Source organism: Burkholderia pseudomultivorans, from assembly GCF_902499075.1.
GTDB lineage: Bacteria > Pseudomonadota > Gammaproteobacteria > Burkholderiales > Burkholderiaceae > Burkholderia > Burkholderia pseudomultivorans.
This window is the reverse complement of record NZ_CABVPP010000009.1, coordinates 48,231-69,912: the sequence shown is the minus strand read 5'-3', so window position 1 is coordinate 69,912 and position 21,682 is coordinate 48,231. Positions and strand designations below refer to the sequence as shown.

Below are 21,682 nucleotides of genomic sequence, written 5' to 3'. Positions count from 1 at the left end.
CTTTCAGCAACACAGTTGCGATCCGCACTGTGCGAGTTCGCGAAACTGTACTCTTTTTTGAAGTGAACAGGTGTACACACAGCCACCGGGGCGCCCCGCGTACTCTGCACCCATCGACCCCGACTCACGCAGCATCATGAAAAAGAAATCCGCCACCGCGCGCATCGAGCCCTATACCCATCCCGCCGCCGGCTGGGGCGCGCTGAAAGCCGTCACGATCAACCTGATCAAGGAAAAGGTCGCGGGCGGCAACTACCGCACGCTGCTGCGCCAGAACCAGCCGGACGGCTTCGACTGCCCCGGCTGCGCGTGGCCCGATCGCCAGCACGCGTCGACCTTCGAATTCTGCGAGAACGGCGTGAAGGCCGTCGCGGCCGAAGCGACCAGCAAGCGCGTGACGCCCGCGTTCTTCGCCGCGCACACGGTGACCGAACTGCTCGAACAGTCCGACTTCGAACTCGAGCAGCACGGCCGGCTCACCGATCCGATGGTGTACGACGCGCAGACCGACCGCTACGTGCCGATCGCGTGGGACGACGCGTTCGCACTGATCGCGCGCCATCTGCGCGCGCTGCCGGATCCGAACCAGGCCGCGTTCTACACGTCGGGCCGCGCGAGCAACGAAGCGGCGTTCCTGTATCAGCTGCTGGTGCGGCGGTACGGCACGAACAATTTCCCCGACTGTTCGAACATGTGCCACGAGGCGACCAGCCGCGGGCTGCCGGCGTCGGTCGGGGTCGGCAAGGGCACCGTCACGCTCGACGATTTCGAGCACGCGGACACGCTGCTGATCTTCGGCCAGAACCCGGCCACCAACCATCCGCGGATGCTCGGCGAGCTGCGCGAATGCGCGAAGCGCGGCGCGACGATCGTGTCGATCAACCCGCTGAAGGAACGCGGGCTCGAGCGCTTCGCGGATCCGCAAAGCCCGCTCGAAATGCTGACGATGTCGGGCACGCGGATCGCATCGACGTTCATCCAGCCGACGATCGGCGGCGATTTCGCGCTGATCAAGGGCATCGCGAAACGCGTGCTCGAACTCGACGACGCCGCGCGCGCCGCCGGCGCATCGCGCGTGCTCGACACCGCGTTCATCGACGAACACACGGCCGGCTTCGACGCATTCGCCGACGACCTGCGCCGCGAGAGCTGGGCCGCGCTGACCGCCGAAAGCGGCGTGCCGTACGAGCAGATCGACGGCCTCGCGCAGCTCTATGCCCGCAGCGAACGCGTAATCGCGACCTGGGGGATGGGCATCACGCAGCACAAGCATTCGGTCGCAACCGTGCAGATGCTGACCAACCTGATGCTGATGCGCGGCAACATCGGCCGCCCGGGCGCGGGCCTGTGCCCGGTGCGCGGCCACTCGAACGTGCAGGGCAACCGCACGGTCGGTATCGAGGAAAAGCCGACGCAGGCCTTCCTCGACCGGCTCGGCCGCGTGTTCGATTTCGAACCGCCGCGCCATCACGGCTACGACGTCGTCGAGACGATCGAGGCGATGCTCGAAGGCCGCGTGAAGGTGCTGATCGGCCTGGGCGGCAACTTCGCGATGGCGACGCCCGACACGCCGCGCACGTGGGAGGGCATGCGCCGCTGCGACCTCACCGTGCACATCACGACCAAGCTGAACCGCAGCCACCTCGTGCACGGCCGCGACGCGCTGATCCTGCCGACGCTCGGCCGCACCGAGATCGACCTGCAGGACAACGTGCCGCAGGGCGTGACGGTCGAGGACTCGATGAGCATGGTCCACGTGTCGTACGGGATGAACAAGCCGGCCTCGCCGAACCTGATGTCGGAGCCGGCGATCGTCGCGCATCTCGGCCACGCGCTGTTCGGCAGCGACAGGATCGACTGGCTCGCGTACAAGGACGACTACGCGAAGATCCGCGACGCGATCGAGGCGACCCTCGACGGCTTCTACGACTACAACGCGCGCATCGCGCGGCCGGGCGGCTTCCACCTGCGGGTCGCGTCGCGCGACCGCGAATGGCTGACGCCGACCGGCAAGGCGAACTTCATCGCGCATGCGCTGCCGACCGACACACCGATCCAGCGCGCCCGCGCGCTGCACGGCGAGCGCCTGATGACGCTGATGACGACGCGCTCGCACGACCAGTACAACACGACCGTCTACGGGCTCGACGACCGCTATCGCGGCGTGTTCGGCCAGCGCCGCGTGGTGTTCGCGAACCGCGACGATCTCGCGATGCTGGGCCTGAAGGCCGGCGAATGGGTCGACATGGAAACCGTGTGGCACGACGGCATCGAGCGGCGCGCGGACGGCTTCCTGCTGGTCGAATACGACATCCCGCGCGGCTGCATCGGCGCGTACTACCCGGAAACGAACCCGCTGGTGCCGCTCGACAGCGTCGGCGACGTGTGCAACACGCCGACCTCGAAGTCGATCCCGGTGCTGCTGCATCGCGCGGCCGCGCCGGCCTCGATCGCCGCCTGACGGAGCGCCGCGATGATCGTTCGCCCGCGCGAGCACTGGCTGCGCATGCTGCTGGTGTGGAACGGGTCGGTACTGCCGACGATCCTGCCGCAGCTCGTGCTGACGCTCGTCATCAGCCTGGTCGCGGTCTGGGGCGGCGGCCGCGTGCTCGGCGAGAAGGTGCCGCTGAACCCGACGCCGTTCACGCTGATCGGCCTGACGCTCGCGATCTTCGCGGGATTCCGCAACAACGCGAGCTACGACCGCTACCGCGAGGCGCGGCAGCTGTGGGGCGGCGTGCTGACCGCCGCGCGCACGCTGACGTCGCAGGCGCTCTGCTACGGCGCGGTTTCGTCCGATGCGCGCGAGCGGCGCGCGTTCGTGCGCACGGTCATCGCGTTCGTCCATGCGCTCAAGCACCAGTTGCGCGGCACCGATCCGGCCGACGACCTGCGCCCGCTGCTCGACGACGCGACCCACGCGCGCATCGCCGCTGCGCAGTTTCGTCCGATCGCGATCGTGCACGAACTGCGCGCCGCCTTCGCGGCGCGCGCCGACGCGTGCCGGCTCGCCGACACGCGGCTGTGGATGCTCGATGCGCGCCTCGACGATCTCGTGTCGATGGTCAGCGGCTGCGAGCGCATCGCGTCGACGCCGATCCCGTTCTCGTACGACGTGCTGCTGCACCGGACCATCTATGCGTACTGCGTGCTGCTGCCGTTCGGCCTCGTCGATTCGATCGGCGCGGCGACGCCGTTCGTCACCGTGTTCGTCGCTTACACGCTGATCGCGCTCGACGCGATCGCACATGCGATCGCCGAGCCGTTCGGCGACGGGCCGAACCATCTCGCGCTCGATGCGATCACGCGGCAGATCGAGCGCACGCTGCTCGAACTGAACCGCGAGCCGCTGCCGGCGGAAGTGATGCCCGGCAGAACGTATCGGCTCAGCTAACGCGCCTGGATCGCCTCGATCGCGTCAATCGCGTCGATCGCACAGGAAGTCGCCGTGCGCGGCGGCCGCGTCTGCGATCGTCCGCAGCAGCACGACGCCGGACAGCAGCGCGCGCCCGTCGTCGCCGTCGAGATCGGCCACACGCCGGCGCAGCGCGCGGGCCGCTGCGTCGCAGGCCCGTTCGATCCGGGCGAACTCCTCCCGCCCGATGCGCCCCCGCACCACCGCCACAGCCCGGCGCGCCGCCGGTTCGCGCGCCGCCAGTGCGGCCAGCGCCAGCAGGCTGTCGCCGATCGTCCAGGTCGCGAGCAGGTCGCGCAGATCGCGCTCGATCACGGCCTGCGGCAAGCTGCCCGCGAAGCCGAGCTCGCGCGCGAGACGGTCGGCCGTGCGGCTCAGCCATGCGCTCTCGAGCCACTTGCGCGGATCGCGAGCGAGGCTCGCGAGATCGCAGCGCACCGCGCGATGCATGCGACGCCGGCTCCCGCCGGGGTCGCCGGGAAACACCAGCGCGAACACCAGCGCGCCGAACGCGATGCCGAGCAGCGTCGCGAGCGCCGAGTTCAGGAATGCGGCATCGCCGATGTGCGCGGTATTGTCCGGCGACGTGAAATTCCAGAAGAAGATCGAGAAGCCGCTGCCGATACCGGCCGTGCGCGGATTGCGCATCGCGATCCCGGTGCCGATCATGAACACGCCGAGGATGTACGCGAGCATCTCGAAACCGGACACCGCCGGCAGCAGCACGAAATTGCAGAGCGCGCCCGCGACCGCCGCGCAGGCTGCCCCTTTCAGGAAGCCGACGGTGGCGCGCACCGAATTCGGGCGCGTCGAGAACAGCGCGCAGACCACGCCCGTGATCGCGACGAAACCGCCGCCCGACGGCCACGCGCTGACGATCCACAGCGCCGCCGCGGCCAGCACCGCGATGAATGCACGAATGCCGTTGTGCCACGCGAGTACCGCGTCCCGATGGTACGCATAGCGGACGCGCGACGTCGGCCGCTGTTCCCGGTCGATCAGCCGCTTGCCCGCAAACGCGCGCTCGAACCCGGCAAGCACCGCCGCGAGCCGGTCGAGCGTGAGCAGGCGCGACGGGTCCGAACCGACCGGCTCGGCGGCTTCGGCACGCAACGCGTCGTTCACGCGCGTGCGCAGCGCCGCCATCTCCGGCCCCGCTTCAGCCGACGCAGCCGCGCCGTCGAGCACGCGCGCGGCATCGGCGACCAGCGGCTCCGGCACGCCGCCGCTGCGCGCCGCATGCTCGTGCAGCGCCTGCCCCGCGGCCTGCGCGGACAGCACGCCCAGCACCGCGGTGCGCAGATGGCCGATCGCGTTGCGCACCGGCGGCGCGCCCGCGGCCGCATACTCGGCCGCCGTGTCGAGCTCGAGTGCGTCGGCGAACAGCCGGTGCACGGCCGCGCCGTTTGGCTCGCGGCGCAGCGCGCCCGCGCCGACGGCGGCCGCGTGCCGCAGATAGTTCGCGAACCGCTTGCGCACGTCGTGCAGCGGCGAACCCGGAGCGAACACCGTCTCGAACGCCGCGCCGCACAGGATGCCGACCACCACGTACAGGAACCGCGCGGTGGCGATGTCGAACGCGTGCAGCGGCGCGGACACCGCGTCCATCGCGACGATTGCCGCCGTGTAGCCCGCCAGCACCGCTGCGTACGCGCGAAAATTCCGCAGAAAGGTCGCGACGCCCGCGCACAGACCGATCCATCCCGCGAGCGCCGGCACGAACAATTCGGGCGTCTGCGCGAACGCGCCGGTCAGCACGAGCGCGACCGCCGCACCGACCGCGGTGCCGAGAATCCGATACTGACTCTTCGACAGCCCCATCCCGCGGCTGCCCTGCGCAACGATCCAGACGGTCGACGCGGCCCATTTCGGGTCGTCGAGATTCATCCGGAACGCGATATAGAGGGCGAGCAGCGATGCGGCCGTATTGCGCAGCGCGAAGCCGAGCGCGCCGGGCGGCAGCGTCGGGCATGCGTCGCGCAGCGCGGTACGGAAGGCCGCGAACAGCGGCAGGTCGGGGAGCGCGAATTTCATGCGGCGAGCATACGACTGCGCGGCTCGGCCACTAAGACGCCCGGGCGGGATGCGTTATTGCACCTGGCAGGATAATCGGAGCGACCGACAGGAATCGCCGCGGCAACGCTAAGATGCGCGAAGGCCGACCCTTCAGGCATTTTTCATGGACTTCGACAGTATCCGGATCTTCCTGCGCGTGGTGGAACGCGGCAGCTTCACCGCCGCCGCCACGCTCCTCGACATGCCGCTCAGCCGCGTGAGCCGCAAGGTCAAGCAGCTCGAAGACGAACTCGGCGTGCAGCTGCTGTACCGCACCACGCGCCGCGTGTCCGTCACCGAGGCCGGGCGCGACTACTACGAGCGCTGCCTGCGCGCCGAGGAGATCCTGCTCGACGCCGATCGCCAGGCCCGCGCGCTGCGCACCGCGCCGGAAGGCACGCTGCGCGTGCTGGTGCCCTACTCGATCGGCCTGTTCGAACTGGAGCCGGCGCTCGCCGAGTTTCGCCGGCGCTACCCGCTGGTCCAGCTCGTGCTGATCTACGACAACAACCCGCTCGACCTCGTCGAACACGGCTTCGACGTCGCGCTGCGTGCGGGCGTGCTGACCGATTCCAGCTACGTCGCGCGCTCGCTCGGCTGGTCGCAGGCGAAGCTCGCGGCGAACCCCGCCTATCTCGATCGCGTCGGCCGGCCGCGCACGCCGCACGACCTCGCGCAGCACGACCTGCTGCTGGTCGGCCGCGATGCGCCGGGCCTGACGCTGCGGCTCACCAACGTGGCCGGGGAAGTGGCCGACGTGCCGGTGCGGCCGGTACTGATCACGAACGAATCGGTGACGGTGTTACGCCAGGCCGCGAGCGGCGGCGGTATCGCGTTGATCTCGACTCACTACACGGGCCGCCGGCTCGAACGGAACGAACTCGAAATCGTGCTGCCCGACTGGCACCGCAGCGACGACGTCGAGCTGCACGTGCTCTACCCGCGGCGCGCGACGCTCGACAGCAAGGTGCGCGCATTCGTCGATTTCCTTGCGGAGGTGTTTACCGGATGGCGGGCCGCGCCGTGAGCGTCCGGTCCGCGGGTCGATTATTGCGTCCGACGCAATCGATTAATGAGCCGGTGCCGGTTGATGGCCGCGCGCCGCATCATTAGCCTGTGTCGATGCAAAACGACCACGACCGCGGCCGCCTGACCGCTGCCCGCCGACGCGTCACGCGCGTCCCGCCTTCCTGACCTGCGCCCTCCCGCCGTTCCGAGGCCGGTCACGGCTTCGTGCATCCGATCCAGCCGCCTGCTGCACGCGATGTCCCCACCGACGGGGCGCACATCGCGCGCGGCGTGTTTCCGTCCGTTTCGCGGCACGTCCGCGCCGGCGTCGCGCGCACGCGCCTATGCGCCCCTTCTTCACGCAGGAACCTCATGTCCTCTCCGTCCTCCCCAGGCCCGTTGTCGGGCGGCCGGCTCGCGATCGGCACGATTGCGGTGTCGCTCGCGATGTTCATGAACGTGCTCGACTCGTCGATCGCGAACGTCGCAATCCCGACGATCTCGGGCGATCTCGGCGTGTCGGTCGACGAAGGCACGTGGGTGATCACGATCTTCGCAGCGGCGAACGCGGTGTCGATTCCGCTGACGGGCTGGCTCACGCAGCGCTTCGGCCAGGTCCGGCTGTTCGTCACGTCGATCCTGCTGTTCGTGTTCGCATCGTGGCTGTGCGGGATCGCGCCGAACCTGCCGATGCTGCTCGCCGCCCGGATCCTGCAGGGCGCGGTTGCGGGCCCGCTCGCGCCGCTGTCGCAAGCGCTGCTGCTCGGCGCCTGGCCGCGGCAGAAATCGTCGACCGCGCTCGCGCTATGGTCGATGACGGCGCTGGTCGGCCCGATCGCAGGCCCGTCGCTGGGTGGCTGGATCACGTACGACTACAACTGGTCGTGGATCTTCTACATCAACATTCCGGTCGGCTTCTTCGCGGCGGCGGTCACGTGGCTCGTGTTCCGCGATCGCGAATCGGCCTCGCGCCGGCTGCCGATCGACACCGTCGGACTCGTGCTACTGATCATCTGGGTCGCATCGCTGCAGATCATGCTCGACAAGGGCAAGGACCTCGACTGGTTCAACTCGCCCGTCGTCGTCGCGCTCGGCATCGTCGCGCTGATCGGCTTCGCATTCTTCCTCGTATGGGAGCTGACGGAGAAGAATCCGATCGTCGACCTGCGCCTCTTCACGCAGCGCAATTTCGCGGGCGGCACGATCGCGATCTCGGTCGCGTACGGGATGTTCTTCGGCACGCTCGTGCTGCTGCCGCAATGGATGCAGGGCTACCTCGGCTACCGCGCGATCGACTCGGGGCTCGCGACCGCCCCGCTCGGGATCTTCGCGATCGTGCTCACGCCGGTCATGGGGCGCATCCTGCCGCGCACCGATCCGCGCTATATCGCGACGCTCGCCTTCGTCGGCTTCGCCGCCGTGTTCATGATGCGCACCACGTTCTATGCCGACGTGTCGCACTGGGACCTGGTGCTGCCCACGCTGCTGCAGGGCATCCCGATGGCGATGTTCTTCGTGCCGCTGACGTCGATCATCCTGTCGGGGCTGCCGCCGGAAAAAATCCCGGCCGCGGCGGGCCTGTCGAATTTCGGTCGCACGTTCTGCGGCGCGGTCGGCACGTCGCTGATCGGCAATGCGTGGAACGACCGCACGATCCTGCACCACACGCGGCTCACCGAACAGGCGAGCGTCGACAACCCGGTGTTCTCGCAACAGGTCGACGCGCTGCGCACGCTGCTGCACCTGAGCCCCGATTCCGCGTTCGCGTTCTTCAATGCGTCGGTCGATTCGCAAGCAGCCGTGATGGGGCTGAACGACATCTTCTACGTGTCGGCGATCATCTTCATCGCGATCATTCCGCTGATCTGGATCACGAAGCCGGCGCGCTCGGGCGGCGGCGACGCGAATGCCGCGGCGGCGGGCGCGCACTGATCCGGCGCGTAACGGCGCCGCTCCCGCCGGCGCCCGCCCGGCAATCGCCGGACGTGCCGGACGTAATAAACGCTTGCAATCGATACAGAGCGAGCGTCAACAAGCGGCTTCCGCAGCGCGTTTTTTCGTCAAGCGCCCACGATCCGGACGCGCAACGACAGGAGAAACATCATGCGAGCCCTTACCCGCCATCTCGCGATCGCCGCCACCCTGATGTCGGTGCTGACCGGCACCGCCTTCGCCGACACGCCGTGGCAGCAAGCGCATCCGCGCCGCGAAGAGGTCAACCAGCGCCTCGCGAACCAGAATCGCCGCATCCATCACGAAGTGACGGAGGGCGAGATGTCGCACGCGCAGGCCGCGCGCCTGCACCGTGACGACCGCAGGATCCGCCAGGAAGAGCGGGACATGGCCGCGCAGGATCGCGGCCACATCACCAAGAGCGAACAGCACGTGCTGAACCGGCAGGAAAACGCGGTCGGCAACCGGATCGGTCAATAAGCGTTCACGACAAACCCGCCGATACCCGCGCCCAGTCGCCATCGCCTGAACACCCGCTGCCCGGTGCGGCAGCGGGTGCTTGTTGTATCGAATCGTTTCAGCCCGCAATCCGTGTCGGATGCTGCGGGTATACTTCGTCGTCAACCGCCCGCGTCGCCCGTCAAAAACGGCGCGATTCGCCGCGGTTTCGTCGCGAAGCTTCGCGTTTCGCCTACCCCGCGCCCCAGCCTCGACACGAGAGACACGACGATCCGATCATGAAACGATTCCTGCTGCTCCTTCCCGCCGCCCTGCTCGCCGCCTGCGGTTCGGCCCCTTCGTCCGACTCCGCCGCATCCGGCGCGGCGCCGATGATCTACGTGTCGTCCCAGCGTCCGGCCCATGCGATCGCCAACTGCCTCGACAGCCGGCTGTCGGGCACCGAGCAGTCGCAGCACAACGGCGTGACTGACATCACCGTCGGCTCGCGCTCGTATTTCGTCACGCTCACGCCGTCCGGCAACGGCTCGGTCGTCAAGGTCGTGCGCGGCTCGGGCAGCGAGCCGGCCGAGGAAGCAATGCGCTTCGCGATCGCGCGCTGCGTGATCTGACGCCCGCCCGAGGGCGCCTGCCCTGCGCCGACCGGTGCGCCGCAGCCCGCGCGCGCCGGTTATTTTCATCCGGACGGCAGTCGATGAGAGAATCGCACCCACGATTCCCTTTCGATGGAGCTCCCGCATGAAGCAACTGCTGTCCCGGCTGTTCGTCAGCGCCGCGCTCGTCACGCTCGTTCCGGCGCTGCCGGCACAGGCCGCGACGCCGCCCGGCATCTTCGTCGTCGCCACCCAGCTCGGCGAATTCACGACGCTCGACCCGAGCGGCATCTACGAACTGGTGCCGTCCGAGTATGTCGCGAACACCTACGAACGGCTCGTGCGCGTCGACCTGAAGGATCCGACGCGCTTCAACGGACAGATCGCGCAGTCGTGGACGGTCGACGCGGACGGCGTCACCTACACGTTCAAGCTGCGCCCCGGCCTCGCGTTCCACTCCGGCAACCCGGTGACCGCCGACGACGTCGCGTGGTCGTTGCAGCGCACCATCCTGCTCGACAAGGGTCCGGCCGGCGTGCTCGCCGATCTCGGGCTCACGAAGGCCAACGTGATGCAGAAGGTCCGCGCGCTCGATCCGCAGACCGTCGTGCTCGAAACCGACCGCAAGTACGCACCGAGCTTCGTGCTCAACGTGCTGAGCGCATGCCCGGCGTCGGTGTTCGACAAGAAGCTGCTGCTGTCGCACCAGCAGGGCAACGATTTCGGCAGCGGCTGGCTGAAGACCAACGACGCGGGCTCGGGTCCGTACCAGCTCGTCAAGTGGACGCCGAACGAGAGCATCGTGCTGCAGCGTTTCGACAAATACCGCACGCCGTACCCGATGAAGCGCGTCGTGCTGCGCCACGTGCCCGAAGCGTCCGCGCAGCGGCTGCTGCTGGAGAACGGCGACGTCGACGCCGCGCGCAACCTGAGCCCGGACAGCCTCGCCGCGCTGACCAAGGCCGGCAAGGTCAAGGTCGCCGCATGGCCGGTGTCCGCGCTGCTGTACCTGAGCCTGAACACGAAGAACCCGAATCTCGCGAAGCCCGAGGTGCAGCAGGCGATGAAGTGGCTCGTCGACTACGACGGCATCCAGCGCAACATCGTCAGTACCACGTACAAGGTGCACCAGACCTTCCTGCCCGAGGGTTTCCTCGGCACGCTGAACGCGCGGCCCTACAAACAGGACGTCGCAAAGGCGAAAGCGCTGCTCGCGAAGGCCGGCCTGCCGAACGGCTTCGACGTGACGATGGACATGCCGAACGACTATCCGTACATCGAGATCGCGCAAGCGCTGCAGGCGAATTTCGCGCAGGGCGGCATCCGCGTGAAGCTGATCCCCGGCGACGCGAAGCAGGCGATCGGCAAGTACCGCGCGCGCCAGCACGACATCTTCATCGGCGAATGGTCGCCCGACTACATGGACCCGAACAGCAATGCGCGCGGCTTCGCATGGAATCCGGACAACTCGGACCAGTCGACGACGAAGATGCTCGCGTGGCGCAACAGCTGGGACATCCCGCAGCTGACGAAGGACACCGAGGCCGCGCTGGTCGAACCGTCGCCGGCGAAGCGCGCGCAGCGCTACGAGGCGCTGCAGAAGGCCGTGCTCGCGAACTCGCCGTTCATCATCATGTTCGAGAAAGTCGTGCAGGTCGCGACGCGGCCGGGCACGACGGGGCCGGAGATCGGGCCGATCAACGATCTGGTTTCGTATCGGACCTTGAGCAAGTAACGCGCAACCGGCTCAATTGAACGCGGCCCACACCAGGTACGCGTTCAATCCGACGATCAGGATCGTTGCCGCACCGGCGACGATCCGCAGCGGCATCCGCATCGCATAGGCGCCCATCACGTCGCGGCGCGCCGACAGCATCAGCAGCGCGATCATCGGCATCGGCAGCACGAAGCTCAGCACGACCTGGCTCGCGACCATCGCGCGCGTGACGTCGCAGCCGAGCGCGACCACCGCGAACGCGGGCACGATGGTCACCGCGCGCCGCACCCACACCGACAGGCGGCGCCGGATGAAGCCCTGCATCACGACCTGCCCGGCCATCGTGCCGACCACCGAGCTCGACACGCCCGACGTCAGCAGCGCGACGAGAAACAGCACGCCGGCCGCCGGCCCGAACACCGGGATCAGCGTGTGATACGCGTCGCCGATGTCGGTCATGCCCGGCGCGCTCAGGTGGAACGCCGACGACGCCATCATCACCATCGCGATGTTCACGAACCCGGCCAGCCCGAGCGCGACGACGACCTCGCGGTTCGAGAAGCGCACGAGCCGCCGCCGCTCCAGGTCGTCGCGCGGCGCGGTGCGGTCCTGCGTGAGACCCGAATGCAGGTACAGCGTGTGCGGCATGATCGTCGCGCCGATGATGCCGACCGCGATCGCGAGCGCCGCGTGATCCGGGATCTGCGGGACCACCAGGTGGAACGCGGCCGCCTGCCAGTCCTGCGGCGCGATCAGCAGCTCGCCGAGGTAGCACGCGCCGATCACGCCGACCAGCGCCGCGATCGCGGCTTCGAGCGGCCGGAAGCCGCGCTTCTCGAGCGCGAGGATCGCGCAGGTCGCGAGCGCCGTCGCAATCATGCCCGCGAACAGCGACAGGTGGCACAGCAGCCCGAACGCGAGCGCGCCGCCGAGGAATTCGGCGAGATCGGTCGCCATCGCGGCGATCTCGGACGCGATCCACATGCCCCATACCACCGGCGCGGGGAAATGGTCGCGGCACAGCTCGGCCAGGTTGCGGCCGGTGACGATGCCGAGCTTGGCCGACATCGCCTGGAACAGCATCGCGATCGCGTTCGCGGCGAACACGACCCACAGCAACCGGTAGCCGTATGCGGCGCCGGCCTGGATGTTGGTCGCGAAATTGCCGGGATCCATATAGCCGATCGACGCGATCACGGCCGGGCCGACGAACGGCAGCAGCGCGGCAAGGCCGCTGTGCCGCCCTTCCAGCGCGGCGCGCGCCGCGCCGCTGACGTGCTCGGTGGACAGGCCCGGCAGCGTGAAGCCGCCGGCGGTTTTGCTCGTGACGGGAAGCATGGTCGGGTTCCTTTCAGATGGGAACGGCTTGCGCGGAAACGGGCGCCGCGGCCGGCATGCCGCCAGCCGGCCGCGGCGGTGGCGGCGTTACAGCGGCACGACGTCGGGACGGTTGCGCGGAAACTGCGCGATCACCTCCGGCGCGACCTTCAGGTGCGCTTCGACGAGCTTCGGCGGCGTATGCGCGAGCCAGTCGGACAGCGACACTTCCGCATAGCGGTCGGTCTTGAAGATCTCGAGGAACACCAGGTCGGTCTTGCCGGTGTTCTGCACGTAGTGTCCGAGGCTCTTCTTCACGTAGCCGACATCGCCCGCGCGGAAGTCGGCGGTCTGCGCCTTCGGCCCGGTGTCGAACACGGTCATCCGCGCTTCGCCCTGCAGGTAGTACTGCCATTCGTCCGCGTTCGGATGCCAGTGCAGCTCGCGCATGCCGCCCGGATGCACGGTGACGAGCGCCGCCGCGACGGTCTTCGACACGTTGAAGTTGGTGCTGTCTGCGATCCGCACTTCGCCGCCGCGTGTCTTGCGGACCGGCTTCATGTCGCCGAGCGAGAAGGTGAACGGATGCGGCGGCGTCCCGGCCGACGCAGCCGACGCCCGCTGCGCCTCCGCAAGCGGCCCCGGTTCGTCGCCCTGGAAGATCCACAGGTTGTCGAGCGGGATGTTCCTGAACGCGTCGGCCGGCACGCCGAAGTTGAGCGCGAGCACGTCGGGCGGCGTATGCGCGACCCAGTCGGTCAGCAGCAGCGTGTTGAATTCCGACGCGCGGCCGTTATCGAAGGCGAGCAGGAATTCGGCGCCGTCGGCGCCGAGGCCCTGCAGCGAATGCGGCAGGCCGGGCGGGAAATACCAGAGATCGCCCGTCTTCACGTCCTGCACCGACGGCCGCCCTAGTTCGTCGAGCACCGTGACCCGGCAGCGGCCGTCGAGCATGATGGCCCACTCGGCCTGCTGGTGCCAGTGCAATTCGCGAATCCCGCCGCGCGTCAGGCGCATGTTCACGCCTGAAATCGTTTCGGAAATCGCAAAATCGTCCTGCGTGACTTCGCGCGCCCATCCGCCATTTTGAATTCGTTTATGGGCATTATTGAATGACGCCCAGAATAACGGCATTCCGTTGATATCGGTGGCCGGCGGATCCTGAAAGGACGGAAATTGATTCGCCAATGCCGGGTTTTTCGGCCCCGGCTCGGTCAGGCTCTGGCGGTTGAGCGCATTGACCGCGCCTTCCGGCGGGCTGTCGGGGTTGCCGAACGACGCGGCCTTGGCCGATACCGCAATACCGGCCGCCGCGATCGCGCCGGCCGTATTCGCGAGCATCTTGCGACGAGACAGATTGGTCATGGTTTTTCTCCATTCTTGCAATTGATCGAATTCCCGTGACGGAACACATGTCTTTTTTCGAATAATCGAAAATCGAACATCCCGTTACGCAAGTAAAAGTCAAATTGCCGGAAAAATTAAATGAATTATTAACCTGACTTAATGATTTAATCTGATCGCCTTTAAATTTGTAATTGTTGCGGTGCCGCGCGACGGCGCCGCGGCGGCGATGCCGGAGGATCGATGCGGAAGCGCGACGACACGCAGTCGCGATGTCGCGAACTTGGCATGAGGACAATGGAAACGATCGGAACACGCCACGCGGGATGCCGGCCGATCGATTCGGATCACTGAGCGTATGAAGCAAACCCGGACGCACGCCGCACGCCCGATTGCAGACTGCTTCCAGCCGGCGTCGTAGATCAGTTCCATGTCGCCGCGCACCGGGATCCGCCAGGTCCCGACACGCAGCCCGTTGGTCCAGATCGATAGCGCGCGCGTCGCGGATTTGCGCCCCATCGCCTACCACTCCGCGCCGCTGTCCCCCTTCGTGCGAACGCCGAGTTCGAGGCCATACAGTGCGGTCAACGCAAGCAGCCGGTTCAACGACAGGGTCTCGGTGCGCGTGGTTTCGAGCGCCGACAGGCGCGGCTGGCTGATTCCGGCCCGGGCGGCGGCTTCGGCCACCTGCGTCATGCCCTTGGCCTGGCGCGCGGACGACAGGATTTCGCCCAACTGGGGGGTGTTGACGATGAGGTTCACGACACGGATTCCTGGACAGAATCACGTGACTTAATTGCAACACAAATAAATCCCGCTCCATTCCCCGCCATCCGCGCACTATCAGCTGCGCCGACCAATAGTTTTTATCCTCTGGCGCGAATGATTTTGGTTTTGTTAGATGAGTGACATCCGATCCCAGGACGACAGCGTTCTAACAGCCGATGACCTGCACGTTCGCCCGCACCGTCGAAGCCCGCTTTGCCGAACTGACGCCGACCGCGAAGCGCATCGCGAGCTACATGCTCGCGAACCTCGACCGGCTCGGGCTCGAGACCGCCGACCAGATCGCGCAGCAGGCCGGCACCAGCGGCATCTCGGTCGGACGCTTCCTGCGCAGCGTCGGCTATCGCAACCTCGACGACCTGAAGCGCGAACTGCGCGGCAGCAGCGACCGCCCGTGGATGATTACCGACCGGCTCGACGAATACCGCCGCACCGCGGGCGCGCCGTCGGCCGGCGCCGAACGCGCGCTCGCGGCGTCGCTCGAACGCGAACTCGATGCGATCCGCCACGTGTACCGGCTCGCCGAAGGCCCGGTGTTCGCGCAGGTCGCCGACCGCATCGCGCACGCCGACGCCGTGTTCATCCTCGGTATCCAGTCGACGCGCGGTATCAGCAATGCGTTCAGCAGCTATCTCGAATACGTGCGCCCGCACGTGTTCTATTCCGACGGCCAGTCGGGCTCGTACGTCGACTCGCTGAATTCCGGATTCGAGCGGCCGTACTGCGTCGTCACCGACACGCGCGCGTATTCGCGCAGCGCGCGCCGCTATTGCGAGGCCGCCGCCGGATACGGCCAGCCGTTCGCGCTGGTCACCGACCTCTATTGCCCGTGGGCGCGCGAATGGCCGGCCGACCTGCTGCAGGTGAAAACCGACGTCGGACAGTTCTGGGACTCGCTCGCGCCGCTCACCTGCCTGTTCAACCTGCTGATCAGCGCCGTGATCGACCGCCTCGGCCCCGCGATCGACCGGCGCGTCGCACGCAACCGCGAACTGCAGCACACCTTCGACCAGTTCGAATCCTGAATGCCCGTGCCCACCGAACCGCCGATGACCTCTCGCCGCCTCGTCGAAATCACGCCCGCCACGCACGGCGTCGACATCGACCTCGTCTACGCGACCGACCGCAACCTGACCGGCAAGCCGATCTATCGCCGCGCGCACTGCCTGCTGCTCGAACCGGCCGAGGCCGCGCTGCGCCGCGCGGTCGGGATCGCCGCGCAGGCGGGCCTCACGCTGCGCATCTACGACGCCTACCGGCCGCCGCAAGCGCAACAGGTGCTGTGGGACTTCCTGCCCGATCCGAACTTCGTCGCGGATCTCGGCCGCGGCTCGAATCACAGCCGCGGCACCGCGCTCGACCTGACGCTCGTCGGCGCGAACGGCGAGCCGCTCGACATGGGCACCGGCTTCGACGAGATGGTCGCCGCGTCCGGTCATTTCCACGCGGGGCTGCCCGACACCGTGCAACGCAATCGCCTGCTGCTGCTCGGCGTGATGCACGCGGCCGGCTTCGCGCACATCGACAGCGAGTGGTGGCACTACGAATTGCCCGGCTCGCGCGCGCTGCCGCAGATCGACAACGCGGCGAGCGGCCCGTGGCGCCTGATGTGATGCACGCTTCGCCTTTCCGTTCACGTTCGACAACCGATGGAGTCCCCATGAATGTCCTGACCTCCCGGCTCGTCGCGGCACTGTCCGCCGCGTCCGTGCTCGCCGCCGTGCCGTTTGCCGCCGCGCACGCGGAAACGCCGAAAGACATGTTCGTGATGGCGACGCTGCTCGACGAATTCACGACGCTCGATCCGGGCGAGATCTACGAGCTGGTGCCGGAGGAATACGTCGCGAACACCTACGACCGGCTCGTGCGCGTCGATCTGCGCGATCCGTCGAAATTCAACGGCGACGTCGCGCAGTCGTGGACGGTCAGCCCCGACGGCCTGACCTACACGTTCAAGCTGCGGCCCGGCCTCAAGTTCCACTCGGGCAATCCGCTGACGGCCGACGACGTCGCATGGTCGATCCAGCGCGCGGTGCTGCTCGACAAGGGGCCGGCCGCGGTGCTGACCGGCATCGGCCTGACCAAGGCGAACGTGGCCGCGAACGTGAAGAAAATCGACGACCTGACGGTGTCGGTGACGACCGATCGCAAATACGCGCCGACCTTCGTGCTGAACGTGCTCGGCGCGTGGCCGGCGTCGGTGGTCGACCGGAAGCTGCTGCTGTCGCACCAGCAGGGCAACGATTACGGCAACGCGTGGCTGAAGACCAACGAGGCCGGCTCCGGCGGCTACAAGCTCGTCAAATGGACGGCCGGCGACAGCGTCGTGCTGCAGCGCTTCGACGGCTACCGGCTGCCGCTCGCGATGAAACGCATTGTGCTGCGCCACGTGCCCGAAGCCGCGAGCCAGCGTCTGCTGCTGGAAAACGGCGACGTCGACGCGGCGCGCGACCTGAGCCCCGACGATCTCGCCGCCGTCGTGAAGTCCGGCAAGGCGAAGGTCACCGCGTCGCCGCAGGCGACGCTGCTCTACCTCGGCCTCAACACGAAGAACCCGACGCTCGCGAAGCCCGACGTGCAGGAAGCGCTGAAGTGGCTGGTCGACTATGCGGGGATCCAGCACAACGTCGTGAAGACGACCTACAAGGTGCACCAGACCTTCCTGCCCGAAGGCTTTCTCGGCGCGCTGAACACGAACCCGTACAAGCTCGACGTCGCGAAGGCAAAGGCGCTGCTCGCGAAGGCCGGTGTGCCGAACGGTTTTTCGGTAACGATGGACGTGCGCAACGACTATCCGTACACGGAGATCGCGCAGGCCGTGCAGGCGAACTTCGCGCAGGCCGGCATCAAGGTGCAGTTGATCCCCGGCGACAACAAGCAGACGCTCGCGAAATATCGTGCACGCCAGCACGACATCTACATCGGCGAATGGTCGGCCGACTACATCGACCCGCACAGCAACGCGCAGGGTTTTGCATGGAACCCCGACAATTCCGACAAGTCGAGTTATAAAATGCTGGCCTGGCGCAATAGCTGGGATATCCCGCAACTGACGAAGGAAACCGACACCGCGCTCGCCGAGCCGACTGCCGCAAAACGCGCGCAGCTGTACCAGGCGATGCAGAAGGAAGTGCTCGCGCATTCGCCGTTCGTGATCATGTTCGAGAAAGTCGCGCAGGTCGCGACGCGGCCCGGCGTCAGCGGACTCGAGGTCGGCCCGATCAACGATCTCGTGTCGTACCGCAACCTGAAGAAGCAATAAGATTCGCCGCATGTCGACTCCCGCCTCCTCCCTCGAAGCGCTGCGCACGCTGCCCGCGCGGCGCCCGGCCGTGCGCTGGGCGCTGCGTGTGCTGCGCTGGGCGCTCACGCTCGCCGTCACGTTCACGGGGCTGCTCGCGCTGACCTTCGTGATCGGCCGCAAGGTACCGATCGACCCGGTGCTGGCGATCCTCGGCGATCGCGCGTCGGCCGACGCCTATGCGGCCGAGCGCATCGCGCTCGGGCTCGACAAGCCGCTGCTGACGCAGTTCCTGATCTATGCGCGCGACGTGCTGCACGGCAATTTCGGCATCTCGCTGCTGACGGCGAACCCGGTGCTCGACGATATCAAGCGCGTATTTCCGGCCACGCTGGAACTGGCGACGATCGCGACGCTGATCGGCATCGCGGTCGGCGTGCCGCTCGGCGTCGTGGCCGCGGTGAAGCACAACCGGCCGATCGACCACGTCGCGCGTTTCGTCGGGCTGATCGGCAGTTCCGTGCCGGTGTTCTGGCTCGGGCTGATGGGGCTGCTGCTGTTCTACGCGAAGCTGCACTGGGTCGGCGGTCCCGGCCGGATCGACCCTGCCTACGACGGGATGGTCGATCCGCGCACGGGCAGCCTGCTGATCGATGCAGCGCTCGCCGGCGAATGGGACGTGCTGCGCAACGCGCTGTCGCATATCGCGCTGCCGGCCGCGATCCTCGGCTACTACTCGGTCGCGTACCTGAGCCGGATGACGCGCTCGTTCATGCTCGACCAGCTGAGCCAGGAGTACATCGTCACCGCGCGCGCGAAGGGGCTGTCCGAGCGCCGCGTGATCTGGCGGCACGCATTCGGCAACATCATGGTGCCGCTGCTGACCGTGATCGCGCTCACCTACAGCAACCTGCTCGAAGGCTCGGTGCTCACGGAAATCGTGTTCGCGTGGCCGGGGCTCGGCTCGTACCTGACGGGCGCGCTGCTCAATGCCGACATGAACGCCGTGCTCGGCGCGACGCTCGTGATCGGCGCGATGTTCATCACCGTCAACCTGCTGACCGATGCGCTGTATCGCGTGTTCGATCCGCGTGCGCGATAAGGGCCGTGTCGACATGACCGCTTCTCTACCTGCTTTCCCGTCCATGCCGAAGGTCGTCGAATCATGAATGCCGAGCGTCTCACGCTGCGCGCGTGGCTGCTGTCCGATGCGCCCGTCTCGCGTTCGCAGGCCGCGCTCGGCCTCGCGTATCGCCGCTGGCGCCGCTTCGCCGCGAACCCGCTGAACCTGTTCGGGCTCGCGATCCTCGTCGCGCTGGTCGCCGTGGCGATCGTCGGCCCGCTGATCATGCCGCACGATCCGCTGCGCCAGGTGCTGTCCGATCGCCTGCTGCCGCCCGGCTCGCCGTCGCACTGGCTCGGCACCGACCAACTCGGCCGCGACATCCTGTCGAGGCTGATCGGCGGCTCGCGCCTCACGCTCGGCATCGCGCTGCTGGTCGTCGTGATCGTCGTGCCGATCGGCCTGCTGATCGGCACGACGGCCGGCTACTGCGGCGGGTTCGTCGACAGCGTGCTGATGCGCATCACCGACGTCGCGCTCGCGTTCCCGAAGATCGTGCTGGCGCTCGCGTTCGCGGCCGCGCTCGGGCCCGGCGTGATCAACGCGGTCGTCGCGATCTCGATCACCGCGTGGCCCGCGTATGCGCGGCTCGCGCGCGCGGAGACGATCCGCATCGCGCAGGCCGACTATATCCACGCCGCGCGGCTGCAGGGCGCGTCGGGCCCGCGCATCCTGCTGCGCTACATCGTGCCGCTGTGCATGTCGTCGGTGATCGTGCGCGCGACGCTCGACATGGCCGGCATCATCCTGACCGTCGCCGGGCTCGGCTTCCTCGGCCTCGGCGCGCAGCCGCCGAGCCCCGAATGGGGCTTCATGGTCGCGTCCGGCCGCAACGTGCTGCTCGACGCATGGTGGGTCGCGACGCTGCCCGGCGCGGCGATCCTGCTCGTAAGCCTCGCGTTCAACCTGCTCGGCGACGGGCTGCGCGACGTATTCGATCCGCGGCATGGAGCCTGACATGCAGACGAATTCCAACGCCCCCGCGCCGCTGTGCGAGATCGACGGCCTGAAGATCGGCTTTCGCGGCCACGACGGCGTCGTCGCCGACGCGGTGCGCGACCTGTCGCTGACGCTCGCGCCGGGAGAACGGCTCGGCATCGTCGGCGAATCGGGCTCCGGCAAGTCGCTGACGGGCCGCGCGCTGCTCGGCCTGCTGCCCGACGCTGCGCACTGGTCCGCACGCACGATGCGCTTCGCCGGCCACGACCTGCTCGCGCTGTCGCCGCGCGAGCGCCGGCGGCTGTGCGGCAGCCAGATGGGCATGATCCTGCAGGACCCGAAATATTCGCTGAACCCGGTGATGACGGTCGCAAAGCAGATGGGCGAGGCGTTCCGGCTGCACGAGCCGGGCCTGCGCGGCCGCGCGCTGCACGAGCGGATCGTCGAGGCGCTCGCGGCCGTGCAGATCCGCGACCCGGCGCGCGTCGCCGATGCGTACCCGCACGAACTGTCGGGCGGCATGGGCCAGCGCGTGATGATCGCGATGATGGTATCGACCGGCCCGCGCCTGCTGATCGCCGACGAGCCGACCTCCGCACTCGACGTCGCGGTGTCGATGCAGGTGCTTGCGGTGCTCGACGCGATGATCGCGCGGCACAACACGGGCCTGATGTTCATCAGCCACGACCTGCCGCTCGTGACGTCGTTCTGCGATCGCGTCGCGGTGATGTATGCGGGCCGCGTCGTCGAGACCTGCGCCGCGCGCGACCTGCGCCACGCGACGCATCCCTATACGCGCGCGCTGCTCGCGGCCAACCCGCCGCTCGCGAACCCGCCCGACGAACTGCCGGTGCTGCGGCGCGACCCGGCGTGGCTCGACGCCGCTGCGTCCGCGCCGACCTCACACGCACCGCAGGAGGCCGCACGATGATCGACATCGACCACGTCTCGATCCGTTTCCCGAGCCGCACCGGTCACATCGACGCCGTGCGCGACGCGAGCTTCGCGGTGCGCGACGGCGAGGTGTTCGGGCTCGTCGGCGAATCGGGGTCCGGCAAATCGACGCTGCTGCGCGCGCTGACCGGCCTCGTGCCGCTCGCGTCCGGCAGCCTGTCGATCGACGGACGGCCGGTCGGCGGCACGCCCGACCGCGCGTTCCGCCGCCACGTGCAGATGGTGTTCCAGGACCCGTACGCTTCGCTGCATCCGCGCTTCACGGTCGACCAGACGCTGCGCGAGCCGCTGTCGATCCACGGCATGGGCGACGCCGACGCGCGGATCGCCCGCGCGCTGGCCGAAGTCGGCCTCGGCCCGACCTTCCGCTTCCGCTATCCGCACCAGTTGTCGGGCGGCCAGCGGCAGCGCGTCGCGATCGCACGCGCGCTGATCGTCGAGCCGCGCGTGCTGCTGCTCGACGAACCGACCTCGGCGCTCGACGTGTCGGTGCAGGCCGAGATCCTGAATCTGCTGCGCCGCCTGCATCGCGAACGCAACCTGACGATGATCCTCGTCAGCCACAATCTCGCGGTGATCGGCTTCCTGTGCCAGCGCGTCGCGGTGATGCAGCACGGCGAGATCGTCGAGCAGCTGCGGATCGAGGACGTGCGCGCCGGGCAGGTCGCGCGCGACTACACGCGTACGCTGCTGCGCGCGACCGAAGGCTACCGCCGGCTCGAGCCGGCCGCCGACGCACCGGCCGCCTGACATCTTGCCGACGCGGCGGCGTGCGATA

Annotated in this window: 18 protein-coding genes and 1 pseudogene; 14 read left to right on the top strand and 5 right to left on the bottom strand. The window is 68.0% G+C overall.

Going from position 1 to position 21,682, the window contains the following annotated elements:
* Nucleotides 1–136 precede the first annotated feature (136 nt).
* Both BST28156_RS09245 and BST28156_RS09240 read left to right on the top strand, forming a co-directional pair.
* Nucleotides 137–2,461: an FdhF/YdeP family oxidoreductase gene (locus BST28156_RS09245; protein ID WP_174902021.1), complete on the top strand. Its 2,325-nt coding sequence runs from the start codon at nt 137–139 to the stop codon at nt 2,459–2,461.
* 12 nt (nt 2,462–2,473) lie between these two features.
* Nucleotides 2,474–3,394, top strand: a complete 921-nt coding sequence (locus tag BST28156_RS09240; protein ID WP_174902020.1) for a bestrophin family protein — start codon at nt 2,474–2,476, stop codon at nt 3,392–3,394.
* A 24-nt stretch (nt 3,395–3,418) separates the two neighbouring features.
* Here BST28156_RS09240 and BST28156_RS09235 read toward each other — a convergent pair whose 3' ends face one another.
* Nucleotides 3,419–5,449 (bottom strand): FUSC family protein, encoded by a 2,031-nt coding sequence (locus BST28156_RS09235; protein WP_174902019.1) that lies wholly within the window; start codon nt 5,447–5,449, stop codon nt 3,419–3,421.
* 145 nt (nt 5,450–5,594) lie between these two features.
* Between BST28156_RS09235 and BST28156_RS09230 the strand changes: the two genes are divergently transcribed.
* The 5 genes from BST28156_RS09230 (at nt 5,595) to BST28156_RS09210 (ending at nt 11,218) form a co-directional block, all read left to right on the top strand.
* Nucleotides 5,595–6,497, top strand: a complete 903-nt coding sequence (locus tag BST28156_RS09230; RefSeq protein ID WP_174902018.1) for a LysR family transcriptional regulator — start codon at nt 5,595–5,597, stop codon at nt 6,495–6,497.
* A 353-nt stretch (nt 6,498–6,850) separates the two neighbouring features.
* Nucleotides 6,851–8,410 (top strand): DHA2 family efflux MFS transporter permease subunit, encoded by a 1,560-nt coding sequence (locus BST28156_RS09225; protein ID WP_174902017.1) that lies wholly within the window; start codon nt 6,851–6,853, stop codon nt 8,408–8,410.
* 171 nt (nt 8,411–8,581) lie between these two features.
* A complete protein-coding gene (locus BST28156_RS09220; RefSeq protein ID WP_174902016.1) occupies nt 8,582–8,911 on the top strand; it encodes a hypothetical protein in 330 nt (109 codons plus the stop codon).
* 257 nt (nt 8,912–9,168) lie between these two features.
* On the top strand, nt 9,169–9,501 hold the full coding sequence (locus BST28156_RS09215; protein ID WP_060237226.1) for a hypothetical protein: 333 nt from the start codon (nt 9,169–9,171) through the stop codon (nt 9,499–9,501).
* 127 nt (nt 9,502–9,628) lie between these two features.
* Nucleotides 9,629–11,218, top strand: coding sequence for an ABC transporter substrate-binding protein (locus BST28156_RS09210; protein WP_174902015.1), 1,590 nt, complete (start codon nt 9,629–9,631; stop codon nt 11,216–11,218).
* Between the two features lie 12 nt (nt 11,219–11,230).
* Here BST28156_RS09210 and BST28156_RS09205 read toward each other — a convergent pair whose 3' ends face one another.
* The 4 genes and pseudogenes from BST28156_RS09205 to BST28156_RS09190 all read right to left on the bottom strand — a co-directional run bounded on the left by BST28156_RS09205 (nt 11,231) and on the right by BST28156_RS09190 (nt 14,623).
* Entirely contained in the window at nt 11,231–12,538 is a 1,308-nt protein-coding gene (locus BST28156_RS09205; RefSeq protein WP_174902014.1) for an Nramp family divalent metal transporter, read from the bottom strand.
* Nucleotides 12,539–12,625: 87 nt separating this feature from the next.
* Nucleotides 12,626–13,882 carry an oxalate decarboxylase family bicupin gene (locus BST28156_RS09200; protein ID WP_060237218.1) on the bottom strand — a complete coding sequence of 419 codons (1,257 nt, stop codon included), beginning with the start codon at nt 13,880–13,882 and terminating at the stop codon, nt 12,626–12,628.
* 339 nt (nt 13,883–14,221) lie between these two features.
* Nucleotides 14,222–14,380: pseudogene (locus BST28156_RS09195) on the bottom strand (type II toxin-antitoxin system HipA family toxin); the annotation flags it as partial.
* A gap of 3 nt (nt 14,381–14,383) precedes the next feature.
* Nucleotides 14,384–14,623 carry a helix-turn-helix domain-containing protein gene (locus tag BST28156_RS09190; protein WP_174902013.1) on the bottom strand — a complete coding sequence of 80 codons (240 nt, stop codon included), beginning with the start codon at nt 14,621–14,623 and terminating at the stop codon, nt 14,384–14,386.
* A 182-nt stretch (nt 14,624–14,805) separates the two neighbouring features.
* Here BST28156_RS09190 and sapR point away from each other — a divergent pair, with 182 nt between their 5' ends.
* From sapR to BST28156_RS09155, 7 genes are all read left to right on the top strand, one after another.
* Complete coding sequence (gene sapR / locus BST28156_RS09185) at nt 14,806–15,672, top strand: sap1 transcriptional regulator SapR (protein ID WP_174902012.1); 867 nt, start codon at nt 14,806–14,808, stop codon at nt 15,670–15,672.
* Nucleotides 15,673–15,696: 24 nt separating this feature from the next.
* A complete protein-coding gene (ddpX, locus tag BST28156_RS09180) occupies nt 15,697–16,260 on the top strand; it encodes a D-alanyl-D-alanine dipeptidase (RefSeq protein ID WP_174902011.1) in 564 nt (187 codons plus the stop codon).
* A gap of 47 nt (nt 16,261–16,307) precedes the next feature.
* On the top strand, nt 16,308–17,909 hold the full coding sequence (locus BST28156_RS09175; RefSeq protein WP_174902010.1) for an ABC transporter substrate-binding protein: 1,602 nt from the start codon (nt 16,308–16,310) through the stop codon (nt 17,907–17,909).
* Nucleotides 17,910–17,919: 10 nt separating this feature from the next.
* Entirely contained in the window at nt 17,920–18,990 is a 1,071-nt protein-coding gene (locus tag BST28156_RS09170) for an ABC transporter permease (protein WP_174902009.1), read from the top strand.
* A gap of 63 nt (nt 18,991–19,053) precedes the next feature.
* On the top strand, nt 19,054–19,968 hold the full coding sequence (gene nikC / locus BST28156_RS09165) for a nickel transporter permease (protein WP_060237200.1): 915 nt from the start codon (nt 19,054–19,056) through the stop codon (nt 19,966–19,968).
* Nucleotide 19,969: 1 nt separating this feature from the next.
* Nucleotides 19,970–20,881, top strand: coding sequence for an ABC transporter ATP-binding protein (locus BST28156_RS09160; protein WP_254596362.1), 912 nt, complete (start codon nt 19,970–19,972; stop codon nt 20,879–20,881).
* On the top strand, nt 20,878–21,654 hold the full coding sequence (locus BST28156_RS09155; RefSeq protein WP_174902007.1) for an ABC transporter ATP-binding protein: 777 nt from the start codon (nt 20,878–20,880) through the stop codon (nt 21,652–21,654). The genes BST28156_RS09160 and BST28156_RS09155 overlap by 4 nt, the downstream gene beginning before the upstream one ends.
* Nucleotides 21,655–21,682 lie beyond the last annotated feature (28 nt).